Source organism: Acinetobacter lwoffii (assembly GCF_024129595.1).
GTDB classification, from domain to species: Bacteria; Pseudomonadota; Gammaproteobacteria; order Pseudomonadales; family Moraxellaceae; genus Acinetobacter; species Acinetobacter lwoffii_O.
In genome coordinates this window covers 137,728-152,574 of the sequence record NZ_JAMXXS010000003.1, presented here as the reverse complement: position 1 = coordinate 152,574, position 14,847 = coordinate 137,728, and the positions used below count along the sequence as shown (strand labels likewise).

Here is a 14,847-nt window from a genome sequence, read left to right as displayed (position 1 = left end):
GTTTAGTATTGTGAATTGCTTTGTTACATTGCAGACAGAGATCTTGAAAATTGAATTAATCGTGAATAAAACGCGATAGTTATATTAAAAAGTTAATAAAAATCATACGTAAAAATTCAAGAGATCTCTTTAGTATGGCTTAGCTTAAAGCGCCAGCATTTTTTGATCTGAATGGCTGTTAGGGATGAACACTATAAAATGAAACTAAAACTCAGTGTCATGGCGGGGATATTGGCAAGTAGTCCGGCAGTTTTTGCACTGGATTTGCAAGAAGCCTATGCGCGCGCCCAGCAAAATGACCCGAACTGGCAGGCGAATGTGTTGCAGTATCAGGCCGATCAGCTCAATCTGGGGATTGCCAGCGGCAATTTGCTGCCGACCGTGTCCCTTTCAGGCAATGTCACCCGTAAAAACCAGTCCGTCAACAACTCAGAGTCTGAAGGTTTGCCTGCTGAATTTGGTGAGTTGCAAAGTTCCAGTACCACCAGCCGTCAGGTGGCCTTAACCGCACGCCAACCTTTATTTCGCTGGGATGCCTGGCAAGGTTATAAGCAGGTTAAAACCTCGGTCGAACTCAGTGAAGTCAATCTGCGTCTGCAAAAACAGCAGCATATTTTACAGGTGGCCGAAGCCTATTTTAATGTCTTGCGGCAGCAGTCTTTGACTACGGCTTATTTACAGGAAGAGCAGGCGCTGTCTGAACAGTTACGCATGATGAATGCTAAGCTGAAAGAAGGTTTGGTGGCGCGTAGTGAGGTCAGTGAAGCCAATGCCCAGTATCAAAGTGCCCAAGCCAACCGGATTTCGACTCAAGTTCAGCTGGTACTGGCCCAAGAACAGCTGGCACAGTTAATCGGCCCTTATCAGGAAAATCTGGCGGTATTACGCAACGATTTCCAGTTCCAGAAACCGGTTCCAAGTGATATGCAGTCCTGGACCGAATTAGCACAAAGCCAAAATCTGAATATTCTGCAAGCGCGTCTGCAAAAGCGCTATTCTGAAGATGCCAAACGGGTCGAACAGGCTGCGCTCTATCCGCAGGTCGAAGCGGTCGGAACCTATGGCTATTTAAAGCAAAGTCCGGTTACGATCATGTCCAGCAATGGAGATTTCGACCAAATTGGGGTGGAGGTGAACTGGAATGTATTTAGCGGTGGACGCACGCAAAAAAGTATCCGTCAGGCCGGCGTTAATGTGCAAAAAAGTGAAGCGCAACTGGATGCAGCCATCCGTAAAGCCAATACCGATGTGAAACAGTCCTTTATGCAGGTAGAAACCGATCAGGCCAAACTGAATGCACGTAAAGCCGCGATGGACTCTTCGGAAATTGTCTCACAAGCGTCCAGAGCCCAATATCAGGAAGGCTTAAAAACCATGGTCGATGTGTTGCTGGCACAGCGTAATGCCTTTTCTGCCAAGACCGATTATTTGAATGCCAAATATGATTATCTGTTGCATGTGCTGCAATTGCAGGCCTCGGTCGGGCAGTTAACCGAAAAGGAACTGGCAGAGCTGAATGCCTGGCTGATTGAATATGATTCGCCTCAGCCTCTATGAGGCTACTATTGTCATCAAACTTTCATCATAGATATGCTTTAATATGATTTATTATTGATCATTGTCCTCTATCGTTCAGGAGTAGCTTTCCTTGTGTCCAAATAATCCTGTATTAAGTCATCACATTTCTTCGCAATTTAATGAAGAACTGCAGGACGTAAATACCAAATTCATGACGATGGGCGGACTGGTAGAACAGCAGGTAGCTAATGCCATTCATGCCCTATTGGACACAGATGTCTCAATGGCAGTAGATGTGCAGTTTCAAGATAATGTCGTCAATCAGATGGAACGAGATATTGATGAAGCGCTGACCCTGATTCTGGCGCGCCGTCATCCTGCCGCGATTGATTTACGTATGGTGCTTGCCATGTCCAAGGCCAATACCGATCTGGAACGGATTGGCGATGAAGCCTCGAAAATAGGCCGAATTGCACAAAGCTTATGTGAAGAGGGCGGCTCACCGCGCGGTTATATGGAAACCCGGCATATTGGCAACCAGGTGCGGGTGATGATTCATGATGCACTGGATGCTTTTGCGCGTCTGGATGTAGATCAAGCTTTGAAGGTCATGTTGGCAGATGCGGATATTGACCGTGAGTATCAATCAGCCACACGTACGCTTATGACTTATATGATTGAAGATCCGCGGCATATCAGTCGTGTCATCAATGTATTATGGGTGCTGCGTTCGCTAGAAAGAATTGGCGATCATGCCCGGAATATTTCGGAACAGGTGATCTATATGGTCAAAGGTTTTGATGTGCGTCATACCAGCGTTGAAGAAATTGAACAGAAAGTTCAGCGTTAAACGTTCCAGACTTAAATAAAAAAACCTCCAGCTCGGAGGTTTTTTATTGGGATAGAAAAGCTAACTATGAGTTTCTTCCTCAGCATCATCTTCAAAAGTTTTGGCAATTTTTTCAATATTCAGGCTTTTGGCCATCGCATCAAAGATTTCCTTATATACGCCTTGCTGATGATAAAGCTGGTCGTGTTCACCATGTTCGGCAATCGTTCCTTCTTTCATTACATAGGTATAATCCGCATCAATAATCTGCGACAGGCTATGCGAAATGATGATCACGGTACGGCCTTGCTTGATCTGGTCCAGACTTTTTTTGATCTGTTCCGTGGCAATTGCATCCAGACTCGCCGTCGGTTCATCCAGAAAAATGATCGGTGGATTTTTCAGGAACATCCGTGCCAAGGCAATCCGTTGCTGCTGGCCGCCAGACAGCATCAAGGCATCGCTGTTATAGCCATCCGGTAACTGTAAAATCTGCTCATGAATCGAGGCTTTTTCTGCCGCCTCAATTACATCTTCCATTGAGGCAGTAGTTTTGCCGTAACGGATATTGTCAAAGATGGTGCCCTGAAAAATATGGTTTTTTTGTAAGACCAGACCAATATGATCGCGTAGATATTGGGTGTCATAATCTTTCAGGTCAATGCCATCCAGTTTGATCTGGCCTTGCTGTGGTTCATAAAATTTATCCAGCAAACTGATCAGGGTGGATTTTCCGGCACCCGATAAGCCCACCAAGGCGGTAATTTTATTGGGACGAATTTCCATATCAATATCTTTCAGGGCATGGTGGCCGTTTGGATAATAAAAATTCACGCCACTCAGTTCAAATTTTCCTTGGACAATCGGTTTCTGCTGACCGCTTTGTTCAATTTCATCATCTGCTTCCAGAATCTTGAAAAAGCTTTCTGAATAGATCATGGCGTCATTTACTTCATCATAAATCCGGTGCAGGGATCGGATTGGGGCAGAGACATTATTAAATAGCAGCACATGAAACATGATCATGCCAATACTCATCTGACCATCCAGCACAAAGTAGGAGGTTAGAATAATGATGAGTACAATCCCGATCTGTTCCAGAAAAGTTTTCAGGCCATCAAACAGGAAACTGGTCTGGCGGGTTTTCATCTGATTGTCGGTCAGTTCGCGCTGTAATCCCAACTGCTTTTCCGATTCAATCGATTCGCGGTTAAAGGATTTGATTACGGTAATCGAATTGATGATGCTGAGAATGCCTTGACTCTTTTTCTCCCGGCCATCGCGAAGACTGCGGCGCCAGCCCCCGAGTTTTTGCGCCTGTTTATAGGTCAGCCAGAAATAGATCGGGACAATGGCAGTTGCAACCAGACCGACATAAACATTGGCATAATACATTAACCCCAAAGCCACAATGGCACTGGTAAATAACGGTAAAATATCAATAAAGAAGATCTGAACGAGACGGGTCAGTGAACCAATACCACGGTCAATCCGGGTCTGTAATTTACCGGCCTGATTATTTTCCTGATTAAAAAATTCCAAACGATATTTTAAAAACTTTTCAATAATCCCTTGGGCCAGATCCTGAGAGACAAAAATTCGCAGTTTCTCTCCATAGAACTTCTGCCCGAACTGGACAAAGGCATTAATAATTTCTTTGCCGAGCAAAATTGCCGAAATCGTGATCAGAATATGCCAGCCTTGCTCCAGTCCTTGACCGGCTTCGAGTAGCGAATTGATGCTGTCGACCGCATATTGCAAGGTAATGGCATTGACCTGTGCGGTGAATGAGCCAATCAGGGTCAGAATCAGCGTGGCAATCACCAGCAACCGGTAAGGCTGAACAAAGGGACGAAGTTTCTGAAACAGCTGCCATAAGTTCATAAAAGGATTATTTTTATTGTGAAAGTTGAATTCAGTCTAGGCAGGAATCATGCCAGCCACAAGCATAAATGTTGTAGTCATTTGTGAAGAGCAGTTGTAATCCTTTAGGTCGAATGTCAGTATTTTCATGTGGATACTGGATCTGATTGATATGACGCTCGATTTATTTGCACCCCAGCCGCAAGCCAATGTATTACCTTTTGATGGGGTAGTGGAGGATTATGGCTTGATTTTGGATGAGGAACAAAGCCAACAGTATCTACAGCATTTTCTCAGTCAGCTGGCCTGGCAATATGATGAAGTGCATTTATTTGGCAAGCACCATGTCACCGGTCGCCAGGTGGTCTGGTATGGCGATGAACATTATCAGTATCGTTATTCTGGTACGCTTAAACAAGCTCAAGTATGGACACCCGGATTATTCCGTTTAAAGCAACATATTGAAATTCTGGTCGGTCATCCCTTTAATTCCTGTCTGGCCAATTTGTATGAAGATGGTTCTCAAGGCTTGGGTTGGCATAGTGATGATGAGCCGGCTTTATATACAGGTACTTCTCGGGAAAATGTCATCGCTTCTCTGAGTCTGGGAGCCACCCGCAAAATGAGCTTTAAGCATAAAATTCGCAGTGATAAAGTCGATGTGCTGTTACATAGTGGGCAATTAATTGTGATGCGTGGCGCGACACAGCAACACTGGAAGCACAGTATTAGCAAAACCAGCAAAGTTTTGACACCACGAATTAACCTGACCTTTCGTTATTTTTATCCTTAAGAAGCATTTTGGAGCATAAAAAAGCACCCTGAAGGATGCTGTTTTAAAAAATTTTCAAAACAGATTAAGGCGTGATCCCGGCAGGATGACGATACCAGCTTTCAATCAACAAGGCAGCCGCAATACTGTCGGCAGAGAGTTTCTTGCCGCGACCTTGCGCCTGATAATGATCCAGCTCATCGCGTGCTTCACGGGTGGTCAGACGTTCATCCACCATCCAGGTTTCAATATTGGTCTGATGACGTAAACGGCGGGCAAATTTTCGCGCCCGTGTCGACAGCTCGGATTCACTATCATCCATGTTCAATGGCAAACCGACCAGAAATAAATTCGGTTGATGGCTTTTCACGATTTTGAGCAGTTCATCCCAGTTGGGGATACCATCTTTCATGGGAAATAAGGGCAGGGGATTGGCACTTGCAATCAGGGATTGTCCAACTGACATTCCCATTTTTTGTGTACCAAAATCAAACGCCATAATGGTTTGTGGCACGTTTACATCAGGCATGTCCAATCTCGGAAGATAACCAGTTGCGGTCTACACCCATTTTTTTATAGGCAGCATCCCAACGGTCGTTATAAGGTAAGTTGAAAATCAGATCCATATCGGAATCACAAATCAGCCAGTCACCACGGGCAATTTCCTGTTCCAGCTGGTGTTTGCCCCAACTGGCATAACCGAGGGCAATCTGATAGCGACCGACCCCTTCATTATGCGCAATGGCATCCAGAATATCTTTGGAAGTGGTAATGCAGACATTTTCACCTACGGCGATGGAGGAATGCCAGGTCGGCTGACCAGTATGCAAGACAAAGCCGGCTTCAGGGCGCAAAGGGCCACCTTGCAATACCTCATGCGGATTGACATTATCTGCTTCAATATCCAGATCATTCAGCAATTCTTTAATTTGAATGCCGGCAGGTCGATTGATAATGATGCCTTGGGCACCATCTTCATCATGACGCGCGAGATAAATGACCGTCTGGGCAAAAAAATCATCATTCGCATGCGGCGGTGCAATCAGACAACGATGTGTCAGAAACTGTTTGGTCACCTGAGCATTTCTCCCAAAGTCAGTATGCTATGCAGTCTGAAAAAGTGAAGCATGGCCTACGGGCCTAATTGTAATCACTCAAACAGCGGCTTTCTTCCTGCTAGTTATCCCATAAAATGCTTAGGCTGACAACTTGGATATGGGGTAAATCAGGCATGAACAGGTTAAGGCCGGTTTTAAAATTCCTTTTAAAAAGACCTTCAGTGATTTTATTTAAATGATGGGAGGTAGTTTTAAGCGTTTTTTATTTATGTTAAAACAGCCAGATAAACCGAGTAAAAACTTACTTAAATTTTAATAAAAAATATTAAATATATTGTGGTGGAATGAATTAAATAATAACAATAGATCATTCATGGTTAAAAGTTGATGTGGGTCTAGGATTTTAGACCACGCCTATAAGTGATAATCTACTCCCCAATAAGCATGGGAAATGCTTGTTTTTGGAGTCAACCATGACACGAAGAAAACGTCGTAATCATTCAGCAGAGTTTAAAGTTAAAGTTGCTCTCGCAGCAATTAAAGGCGACCACACACTCGCTGAACTTTCTACTCAATTCGACTTACATCAAAACCAAATCATCGATTGGAAAAATCAACTGCTTGAGCAATCAGTCAATATTTTTTCACGACCAACAGCACAACAAGAACCAGAGATTGACCTCAAAGCTCTACATGCCAAGATAGGACATCAGGCATTGCAAATTGATTTTTTAGAAGGTGCGCTCAGAAAAATAGGGCAGCTGAGCGGCAAAAAATGATCGATAAGACCCATCAACTTTCGGTACGACAACAATCGCAATTGATTTAAATCAATCGCAGTACGTTGTATTACAAGCCCAAAGAGATTTCATCAACTGATTTGAGTTGGATGCGTCTGATCGATGAAATTCATCTCGACTACCCATTTATGGGCAGTCGAATGATACGAGATATGCTACAGCGTCAAGGGCATCAAATAGGTCGGCGTAAAGTCCGACGTTTAATGCGCTTGATGGGAATACATGCCTTGTATCCAAAAACAAATACCAGTAAGCCTAATCTTGCACACCGTATTTTCCCATATCTGTTGAAAAACATGGTCATCGATCACTCTAATCAAGTCTGGTGTACAGATATCACCTACATTCCTATGGCTAAAGGCTTTGTCTATCTGTGTGCAATTATAGATTGGCATAGTCGTAAAGTACTGGCTCATCGAGTATCGATCAGTATGGAAACAGACTTTTGCATAGATGCGTTGCAAGAAGCAATTGTGAAATATGGTTGTCCAGAGGTGTTTAATACAGACCAAGGCAGTCAATTCACAAGCGAGGCATTTTTGAATGAGTTAAAATTGCGAAATATCCGTATCAGTATGGATGGGAAAGGACGATGGATGGATAATGTAATGATTGAGCGTTTATGGCGCAGCGTGAAGCATGAGGAAGTCTATTTGAAGGCTTACGATACGGTTAAACAAGCGAAACAATCAATTGCTGAATATTTGGATTTTTATAACATGATACGTCCTCATTCAAGTTTGAATAAGGCAACACCAAATGAATTTTATGATCAACATTTACTAAAAGTAATGGCAGCATAATTTAAATATTTAGAGCGGATTTATCACTTATAAAACTGAATTGAGTGGTCTAATTAACGGAACCACATTAAGTAGACTATATATAGTTTCTTGCTTTTAAATAGAATTTATCTGAAAACTAAAGGCAAGTTATTACAATCTCAGCTCATTAATTAAGCTCTAACTATATTTCGATACATAGTTTCTAGTGATTAAAAAATGGTCAATATTAGATAACAAACTATAATATTTGTTTATTTATGTAATAAATTTGCGATATATTGTACAGAATATTTCAATTATTATACAAAATATACATATTGAAACCATATTGCTTTGTTCGTAGAATGCAGAAATTTTCATCTTTAATTTATTTTTTTAATGGGGTTGTTATGCATCATATTTTAAAAGGGACTTTAATTTCTGCGCTATTTTCTGTGTCGGTCACTTCACAGGCAGCAGTATTTAGTAGTTATAATGAAGAAGGTAGTTTTTTCCGTAGTCATTTGAATAGCGCTTTATCTGAAAACCTCATTACTCAGTTTAAGGACAAAGCTGATTCAAAGGATGGAGTTTTATATTTACTTGAACAAGCCCGCTTATTACAAGTTAACCATCAATATGAAGAAAGCCGAGATTATTATAAGCAAGCCTTTACGCTGTTAGAAAAACAAAAAAATCGGGCCAAAATTAGTGTGTCCCGAATGGGGTTTAAGGCTCTTGCCATGGTCAGCAATGACTCTGTAGTGCCTTATCTGGTACCAGCACATGAGCAGGTGCTGGCGCATATTTCCCAAGCTAAAAACTATATTTTCTTAAAGGATCTGGAAGCTGCTGCGGTAGAAATGCGCGTGGCTCAGGGCCTCCAGCGTGAAATCGAATTGTTGCACCAAAAAGAACTAGAAAAGAAAAAAGACAAAGTAGCTAAAAACACGGAAGCAGAGAAGAATCTAAGTGTGCTGGATGAAGCTTTTGTCGGTCTGGACCCCATAGCCGGCAAGATTAAGAACAGCTATCAGAATGCCTACGCTTTTTATATGGCAGCCAATTTATGGGAAACCTTGGGTGAATACAATGATGCCTTGGTTGATTATAAGAAAGCTTATGAGTTACAACCAGATAAGCAAATTTCCGAAGACGTGAAACGTCTGGATCAACTGGTCACACAGCATAAGAAGGGTAGTGTTCCGGTGATTGTATTTATCGAACAGGGAATTGTACCGCAAAAGGTGGAAAATAAAATTGATGTCCCTACACCGGGCGGTTTAATCAATATTGCTTTTGCGACCTATGAACCAAGTACCTATGTGATACCAACTAGCCTGAAAGTGAAAGTCAATAATAAAGCTTTACAAGACAGTTATGTGATTAGTGATATTGGTGCTTTGGCCGTCAAGGACCTCAAAGAAAAAATTATGGCGAATGTGAGCAGTCAGGTGCTGCGCGCCACTGCAAAATATGCCGCACAAAAAGAACTTGGTAACCAGTTTGGTGTGTTTGGTCAACTTGCCGGTAACGTCTTAAATATGGCGACTGAGCGTGCTGACTTGCGTGGCTGGAGTACCTTGCCGAGTAATGCCCAGATTGCGCGCTTAAATTTAACGCCGGGCAAACATAATTTACAACTTTCTAGCGGGAGTGTATCTAGCTCTCCGGTCACCCTAGATGTGAAAGCCAATCAAACAGTGTTTGTCTATGCCCATCATGTTAATGACAAAATTACGGCTAGTGTAAGCACCATTCCACATTAATCATAAATAAGGGAACAATATGAAACGTCAATTTAGCTTTGCTGTACTTGGTTTAGGGGCGCTGTTCATGGTGGGTTGTACCGCACCGAATGCCTTATCTACCCAAACCAATGCCAATAATGAAATGAGTATCCGCACCATTACCAATAATCCGGTATTAACTACGGAAGTCTTTGTGGAACGTGTGAATATGAGCTTGGTTGGTGATTTAAAGCGTGCTTCAATCGCGATCAAAAACCGCCGTTTTAACAATAAAGATTTTAGCTACAAGATTGTTTGGGTGGATGCACAAGGTGTGGAAGTTAATCCTGAAGGTGCCATCTGGAAGCCGATCCAGTTAACCGGACGTGAAACCAAAGGTGTGCAGTCCTTGGCGCCAAATCCATCTGCTGTTGATGTTGTTGTGTATTTGAAAAAATAAGAGAGACTTGAAATGAACGCAAAATTGATTTTCGCCGCATTGGCAACTACGACACTGCTTAGTGGCTGTGCCTCTACTGGTTCAGTAAGTTATGGTGATGCCCAAGCAGTCGAAACCTTAACCACAGACTTTGGTTCAACTGACTTGCAAATGATTGCAGCCAAAATGGTGGATGACATGTTGATGTTCCCGCCAGTGGTGCAAATGACCCAAAACCGCCGTCCGGTCATTGTCCTTGATCGGATTCATAACAAAACCCAGGAACATATCGATACCGAATCGATTACTGACAGTATTCAGAACAAACTAATCAATTCTGGAAAATTTCGTTTTGTTGATATGAAATCGGTGAATGCGGTGGCACAGCAGCTAGCTTATCAAAAGCAAAGCGGTATGGTGAACCAATCAACAGCAGTACGTGCCGGTGGTCATATTGGTGCCGAATTTATGCTAAATGGCAACTTGTCGAGTATTGTGAAGAATGCCGGTGGCAAGAGTGATGTGTATTACAAGTTCACTTTTAAATTGCAAAACCTGCAAACTGGTATCGTAGAGTGGACTGGCGAGAAAGAAATCCGTAAGGCAGGCAAACGCTCGACTTTTGGTCTGTAATTTCAATGAAGGTCACTGTGCTTTTGGCACAGTGACTGTAGAAGAATATAATATGAAAAAAATATTACTTGCAGGCCTGTTGTCTGGATTGTTGAGCGCTCCGGCCTTTGCAGCCATTAAAGAAGTGGTTAAAGAAGCCAGTGGAAGTGGTCCAACTCAACACCAGGCGATTTCTGAAGCCTTATTAATTGCTGTGCAATCGGTAAATGGTGCTTCAGTTTCTTCCCAAATGAATTATGAAGAGACTGTTTCTGTATCGGTGAATAATCAGGGCTGGAGTTATAACGGTAAAGTTTCACCAGTTTTTAGTGTGGCAAATCAAGGTTCAGGTTCAGTGACCAAGTTTCAGGTGCTGAGTGTGACGGGTGCAAAAAATAATTACCGTGCCAAAGTTCGCGCACATGTGGTGAAGTTTGAATCGACTGTACAAGACCAGCATTTGCGCAGGATTGCAGTATTGCCATTCCAGATGGCCGAGAAAAATAACCGACTGGCCAATGACACATCTGCCTATGAGTTTAGTCAGGAATTATCCGATACTTTAGGAAATTATCTGGCTCAAAGCGGACAGTTGAGTGTGGTAGATCGTCATTATCTGGATGAAATGCAGTCTGAAAATGCATTCCTGTATTGGGATGGTGCACCGCATGAGCTGGCGCGTATCGGTCAGAAAGTTGGAGCAGACTATTTACTGGTGGGACGAATTAATGATCTGTCTAGTGCCAGCCATCAGCAAATGTATGGTTTGAATGCCGGCGCTGAACAAGTGCGTTTAAGCTGGCGTGTCATTGAAGCCAATACCAGTAAAGTGGTAGCAGCGGGCACTTTCAATCGAACTCTGTCTAATTTAATGACACAGAATATTCTGACCAATAGTTTAAATGACAGTACGGCGGATAAAATTGCTCAGGGCTTAAACCCGGAAATTTTACAGGGCTTAAAATTACAGCCTGTACAGTCTCAGACTGGTCAATCTTATGATTCATCACCGGGCTATGAAATGACGCCAGGTTCAAGCGATCAACCTGTAAAATGGTAAGTTAATATTAGTTCGAATGATTTTTAACACATAAAAAATCTCTGACCTAAATGCAGGGATTTTTTATGTGTCGCTTTACAAGTAGCTCAAGCCTGCTGAAATTTCAGCTGACGTAACTGGCGGGCATGTTGCAAGGTGGTTTCACTAATCTCTACACCGCCTGTCATTCTTGCAAGCTCCTGAATAATTTCATTTTCCTCAAGGTCAATGATTGTGCTGCTGGCAGGATCAGTCTGCTGTTTTTTTACCAGTAGATGCTGATCAGATTGTGCTGCCACTTGTGCCTGATGGGTAATACACAGAATCTGTACATGCTGGGCCAGATCGGCCAGTAAACGCCCGACAATCTCTGCGGTACCACCACTAATCCCGACATCAATTTCATCAAAGACCAGCACTTCAGCTTCGGTTTTTTCCGCATTCATGACTTGCATCACTAGCGCAATACGCGAGAGTTCACCGCCTGATGCAACCCGGGCCAAAGGCTGTGCCGGAATGCCTTTATTGGCAGTAAACAGCAATTGAATAAAGCTGAGACCTTCACTAGAGGGATGCTCCAAAGGCTCAAACTTGAACTCAAAATGTGCTTCAGGCAATGCCAGTTGTTTGACCTGCTCAGTGAGCTGCTTGGCCAACGGTGCTGCGGCTTCACGGCGAATCTGATCCAGATGTTGGGCTTTATCCAGAAACTCCTGATAAGAAACCGCGACCTGTTCAGCCAGTGTTTCCGGATCTTCCAGTTGATGCAGCTGTTCTAATTCGGTTTGCCAGGCTTCATATTCTTCTTTGAGTAATTCTGGCTGGGTACGATATTTACGTGCCAGACGATGGAAGATTTCTAAAGTCGAATTTAGTACTTCCATGCGTTCCGGATCAAAACTCTGCCGATCCATAAACTGGCGTAAATTCGCTGCTGCATCTTCAAGTTCGCTTTGGGCATTCAGCAGGGAGGTGTAAATTCCGGAAAGCTGTTCGCTACGACCGGCATGTGATTCCATGCGACGTAGAATGGAAGCCAGTTCTTGGGAAATATTCTGTTCGCCTTCATCCAGACTATTCAGGCTATAGACACAGTCCTGCATGATCGCTTCATGATGGGAAAGCCGGTCAAATTCCTGTTCAATCTCCTGATAATCCGTCTGAACAATGTCTTCCAGTTCTTCTAGCTGCAGTTCCAAGGTTTCCATGCGTTGCTTACGGGTCGCTTGTGCATCTAGCGCTGCCTGATGCTGACGAATATTTTTCTGCCAGGTGCTATAAGCGTCCCGCACTTCCTGAGCTGGTGTATAAAAATTGCTATAGCGATCCAGCCAGTGTTTTGGATAAGGTGGTTCCAGAAGTTGCTGCTGGCTATGCTGGCTATAAAGTTGAACCAGCAGACGCCCAATTTCTTTCAACTCTGACAGGCTGCTCGGGCGTCCATTGATCCAGGCCTTGCTGCGGCCGGTAGCAAAAATTACCCGTCGTAAATGAATTTCACCTGACTCATCATCCAGCTCATGTTCTTTTAACCAAGCGGCTTCAGGACTGTGTTCCTGATAGCTGAAACTGGCGGTGACATCGGCTTTTTCTGAGCCATAACGCACATAATTGGTATCGGTTCGCTCACCCAAACAAGCAGACAATGCATCCAGTAAGAGGGATTTACCTGCACCGGTTTCACCGGTTAAAACGTTAAAACCTTTATCAATATCAATAGCAAGATGCCCAGCTAAAGCAAAATTGATCAGAGTTAAATGTGTCAGCATAAACGCATCCGGGCTGCGAAAAGTTTGATTGAAATAGCCTGATGTCGGATTGGGGGTCGCAACATGGCTGGGATTATTATAAATCAGGACGAATCAATTTCATTCTATCTTAAATTTTAAAGATTCATATATGCTTATTTCACTGTATTTTCGCAACAAGCTGACTCAGAAGTATGTTAATTCAATGCTGATTTTCATATTTTTGACATCAGCAATCTTTAAATTAATGACTCAATTGAGTCTGTTTTACAAGAGCGTGTGCAAATCGGAAATTAAGCATATCTACCAGCAAAATACAGGCCAAAACATGCTGCAACTAAAAGGGATTCAGCGATACAGAATATTTGATCGACGCCGACAAACTTCGATTGATTAGTTGAGGGTGCACATTTAAACTACAGCAATCAAAATATTACAAAATGCTTTATCTGGAGAAATCGCATGTCAGCTCAGTTTGATCATGTATCGGTACTTAAAAAATCTAATGTATATTTCGGCGGGTTGTGTATTAGTCACATTGTACAATTTGAAGATGGGACCAAGAAAACGTTGGGTGTCATTCTGCCATCAGAAAATGCCTTGACCTTTGAAACACATGTTCCTGAGCGCATGGAAATTGTTTCAGGTGAATGCCGTGTTCAGATTGGCGATAGCGAAGAAAGTGAGCTGTTCCGTGCGGGGCAGTCTTTCTATGTGCCGGGCAATAGCCGTTTTAAAATCGAAACCGATGATGTGCTGGACTATGTCTGCCATTTTGAAGGTTAAGTCCAGATTCAAGATCAGTGCAAACCGGGCAAGAAATTTCAGTGCGAATCGGTTAAACTAATCAGCTATAGAAATCCTGTGAAGTCAGCTTTACGGGATTTTTCTTTTGTATATAACTAATCTAGAGGTCGTTCATGGCAAAACCTGAATATTTTTATGGCGTACATTCAGTGGAGTCATTGTTAGAGCTTGAGCCTGAACGTGTCTTGACATTATTCACTCTCAAAGGACGCGATGATCAGCGTTTAAAGCGTGTACTGGAACTGGCTGAACCGTTTGGGATCAGTGTGCAGCAAGCCAGCCGTGACAAACTGGAGAAACTGGCCGGGCAACCGTTTCACCAAGGCGTGGTCGCTGCGGTACGTGCTCATCCAACCCTGAATGAAAAAGATCTTGAATCATTGTTGAGTGCGAATCCTCAAGCATTATTATTGGCTCTTGATCATATTACCGATCCGCACAATCTCGGTGCCTGTATCCGTACAGCCGCTGCAATGGGCGTTGAGGCAGTGATTGCGCCACGTGATCGTTCTGCAACTTTAACCCCGACAGCACGTAAAGTGGCTGCTGGTGGTGCGGACAAAGTCAAATTTATTCAGGTGACTAATCTGGCGCGTACCTTGGGGCAAATCAAAGAAGACTTTAATGTGCGAGTCGTCGGTACCATGCTGGATGAAAAAGCGCTGCCGATTCAGGAGTTTGATTTCACCGGTACTGGTGTCTGTGTGGTGATGGGTGCGGAAGATACTGGTCTGCGTCCAATTACGCAAAGCCAATGTGATCAGACCGTGTATATCCCGATGGCAGGTAATCTGCAAAGTCTGAATGTCAGTGTGGCTACAGGTATGGCACTGTATGAAGCCTGCCGTCAGCGTAACCTTTAATTGAT

The 14,847-nt window shown here is 43.2% G+C and carries 13 protein-coding genes and 1 pseudogene; 10 read left to right on the top strand and 4 right to left on the bottom strand.

Annotation, left to right across the window (positions count from 1 at the left end):
- Nucleotides 1-198 precede the first annotated feature (198 nt).
- Both abuO and phoU read left to right on the top strand, forming a co-directional pair.
- Nucleotides 199-1,557, top strand: coding sequence for a multidrug efflux outer membrane protein AbuO (abuO, locus tag NI466_RS03255; protein WP_253172699.1), 1,359 nt, complete (start codon nucleotides 199-201; stop codon nucleotides 1,555-1,557).
- 91 nt (nucleotides 1,558-1,648) lie between these two features.
- Nucleotides 1,649-2,368, top strand: coding sequence for a phosphate signaling complex protein PhoU (gene phoU, locus NI466_RS03250; protein ID WP_005108465.1), 720 nt, complete (start codon nucleotides 1,649-1,651; stop codon nucleotides 2,366-2,368).
- A 60-nt stretch (nucleotides 2,369-2,428) separates the two neighbouring features.
- Here the strand turns inward: phoU and NI466_RS03245 are convergent, their stop codons facing one another.
- Nucleotides 2,429-4,231 (bottom strand): ABC transporter ATP-binding protein, encoded by a 1,803-nt coding sequence (locus tag NI466_RS03245; protein WP_253172698.1) that lies wholly within the window; start codon nucleotides 4,229-4,231, stop codon nucleotides 2,429-2,431.
- Between the two features lie 151 nt (nucleotides 4,232-4,382).
- Here NI466_RS03245 and NI466_RS03240 point away from each other — a divergent pair, with 151 nt between their 5' ends.
- Nucleotides 4,383-5,003, top strand: coding sequence for an alpha-ketoglutarate-dependent dioxygenase AlkB family protein (locus tag NI466_RS03240; protein ID WP_114541486.1), 621 nt, complete (start codon nucleotides 4,383-4,385; stop codon nucleotides 5,001-5,003).
- A 64-nt stretch (nucleotides 5,004-5,067) separates the two neighbouring features.
- On the opposite strand, the gene ruvX is transcribed toward NI466_RS03240, so the two are convergent.
- Nucleotides 5,068-5,511, bottom strand: coding sequence for a Holliday junction resolvase RuvX (gene ruvX, locus NI466_RS03235; RefSeq protein ID WP_148334353.1), 444 nt, complete (start codon nucleotides 5,509-5,511; stop codon nucleotides 5,068-5,070).
- Nucleotides 5,504-6,058: a YqgE/AlgH family protein gene (locus NI466_RS03230; protein ID WP_004281085.1), complete on the bottom strand. Its 555-nt coding sequence runs from the start codon at nucleotides 6,056-6,058 to the stop codon at nucleotides 5,504-5,506. The genes ruvX and NI466_RS03230 overlap by 8 nt, the downstream gene beginning before the upstream one ends.
- A gap of 455 nt (nucleotides 6,059-6,513) precedes the next feature.
- Here NI466_RS03230 and NI466_RS03225 point away from each other — a divergent pair.
- From NI466_RS03225 to NI466_RS03205, 5 genes and pseudogenes are all read left to right on the top strand, one after another.
- Nucleotides 6,514-7,643: pseudogene (locus NI466_RS03225) on the top strand (IS3-like element ISAcsp5 family transposase).
- Nucleotides 7,644-8,014: 371 nt separating this feature from the next.
- A complete protein-coding gene (locus tag NI466_RS03220) occupies nucleotides 8,015-9,373 on the top strand; it encodes a COG3014 family protein (protein ID WP_034438391.1) in 1,359 nt (452 codons plus the stop codon).
- Between the two features lie 19 nt (nucleotides 9,374-9,392).
- Nucleotides 9,393-9,794, top strand: a complete 402-nt coding sequence (locus NI466_RS03215; protein WP_005248406.1) for a YcfL family putative periplasmic lipoprotein — start codon at nucleotides 9,393-9,395, stop codon at nucleotides 9,792-9,794.
- A 12-nt stretch (nucleotides 9,795-9,806) separates the two neighbouring features.
- Complete coding sequence (gene lpoB / locus NI466_RS03210; protein ID WP_005108476.1) at nucleotides 9,807-10,406, top strand: penicillin-binding protein activator LpoB; 600 nt, start codon at nucleotides 9,807-9,809, stop codon at nucleotides 10,404-10,406.
- A 52-nt stretch (nucleotides 10,407-10,458) separates the two neighbouring features.
- A complete protein-coding gene (locus NI466_RS03205) occupies nucleotides 10,459-11,445 on the top strand; it encodes a CsgG/HfaB family protein (RefSeq protein WP_005108477.1) in 987 nt (328 codons plus the stop codon).
- 86 nt (nucleotides 11,446-11,531) lie between these two features.
- Here NI466_RS03205 and recN read toward each other — a convergent pair whose 3' ends face one another.
- Nucleotides 11,532-13,193, bottom strand: coding sequence for a DNA repair protein RecN (gene recN, locus NI466_RS03200; RefSeq protein WP_253172695.1), 1,662 nt, complete (start codon nucleotides 13,191-13,193; stop codon nucleotides 11,532-11,534).
- Between the two features lie 441 nt (nucleotides 13,194-13,634).
- On the opposite strand from recN, the gene ppnP reads away from it, so the two are divergent.
- Both ppnP and rlmB read left to right on the top strand, forming a co-directional pair.
- Nucleotides 13,635-13,958 (top strand): pyrimidine/purine nucleoside phosphorylase, encoded by a 324-nt coding sequence (gene ppnP, locus NI466_RS03195; protein WP_004281089.1) that lies wholly within the window; start codon nucleotides 13,635-13,637, stop codon nucleotides 13,956-13,958.
- A gap of 134 nt (nucleotides 13,959-14,092) precedes the next feature.
- Nucleotides 14,093-14,842 carry a 23S rRNA (guanosine(2251)-2'-O)-methyltransferase RlmB gene (gene rlmB, locus NI466_RS03190; protein WP_180086789.1) on the top strand — a complete coding sequence of 250 codons (750 nt, stop codon included), beginning with the start codon at nucleotides 14,093-14,095 and terminating at the stop codon, nucleotides 14,840-14,842.
- Nucleotides 14,843-14,847: the final 5 nt, after the last annotated feature.

Coding starts and splice junctions, on each gene's coding strand:
- rlmB (WP_180086789.1), top strand. CDS start 14,093: ATGGCAAAACCTGAATATTTTTATGGCGTACATTCAGTGGAGTCATTG.
- NI466_RS03215 (WP_005248406.1), top strand. CDS start 9,393: ATGAAACGTCAATTTAGCTTTGCTGTACTTGGTTTAGGGGCGCTGTTC.
- NI466_RS03220 (WP_034438391.1), top strand. CDS start 8,015: ATGCATCATATTTTAAAAGGGACTTTAATTTCTGCGCTATTTTCTGTG.
- ruvX (WP_148334353.1), bottom strand. CDS start 5,511: ATGCCTGATGTAAACGTGCCACAAACCATTATGGCGTTTGATTTTGGT.
- abuO (WP_253172699.1), top strand. CDS start 199: ATGAAACTAAAACTCAGTGTCATGGCGGGGATATTGGCAAGTAGTCCG.
- recN (WP_253172695.1), bottom strand. CDS start 13,193: ATGCTGACACATTTAACTCTGATCAATTTTGCTTTAGCTGGGCATCTT.
- lpoB (WP_005108476.1), top strand. CDS start 9,807: ATGAACGCAAAATTGATTTTCGCCGCATTGGCAACTACGACACTGCTT.
- NI466_RS03205 (WP_005108477.1), top strand. CDS start 10,459: ATGAAAAAAATATTACTTGCAGGCCTGTTGTCTGGATTGTTGAGCGCT.
- ppnP (WP_004281089.1), top strand. CDS start 13,635: ATGTCAGCTCAGTTTGATCATGTATCGGTACTTAAAAAATCTAATGTA.
- NI466_RS03240 (WP_114541486.1), top strand. CDS start 4,383: ATGACGCTCGATTTATTTGCACCCCAGCCGCAAGCCAATGTATTACCT.
- NI466_RS03245 (WP_253172698.1), bottom strand. CDS start 4,231: ATGAACTTATGGCAGCTGTTTCAGAAACTTCGTCCCTTTGTTCAGCCT.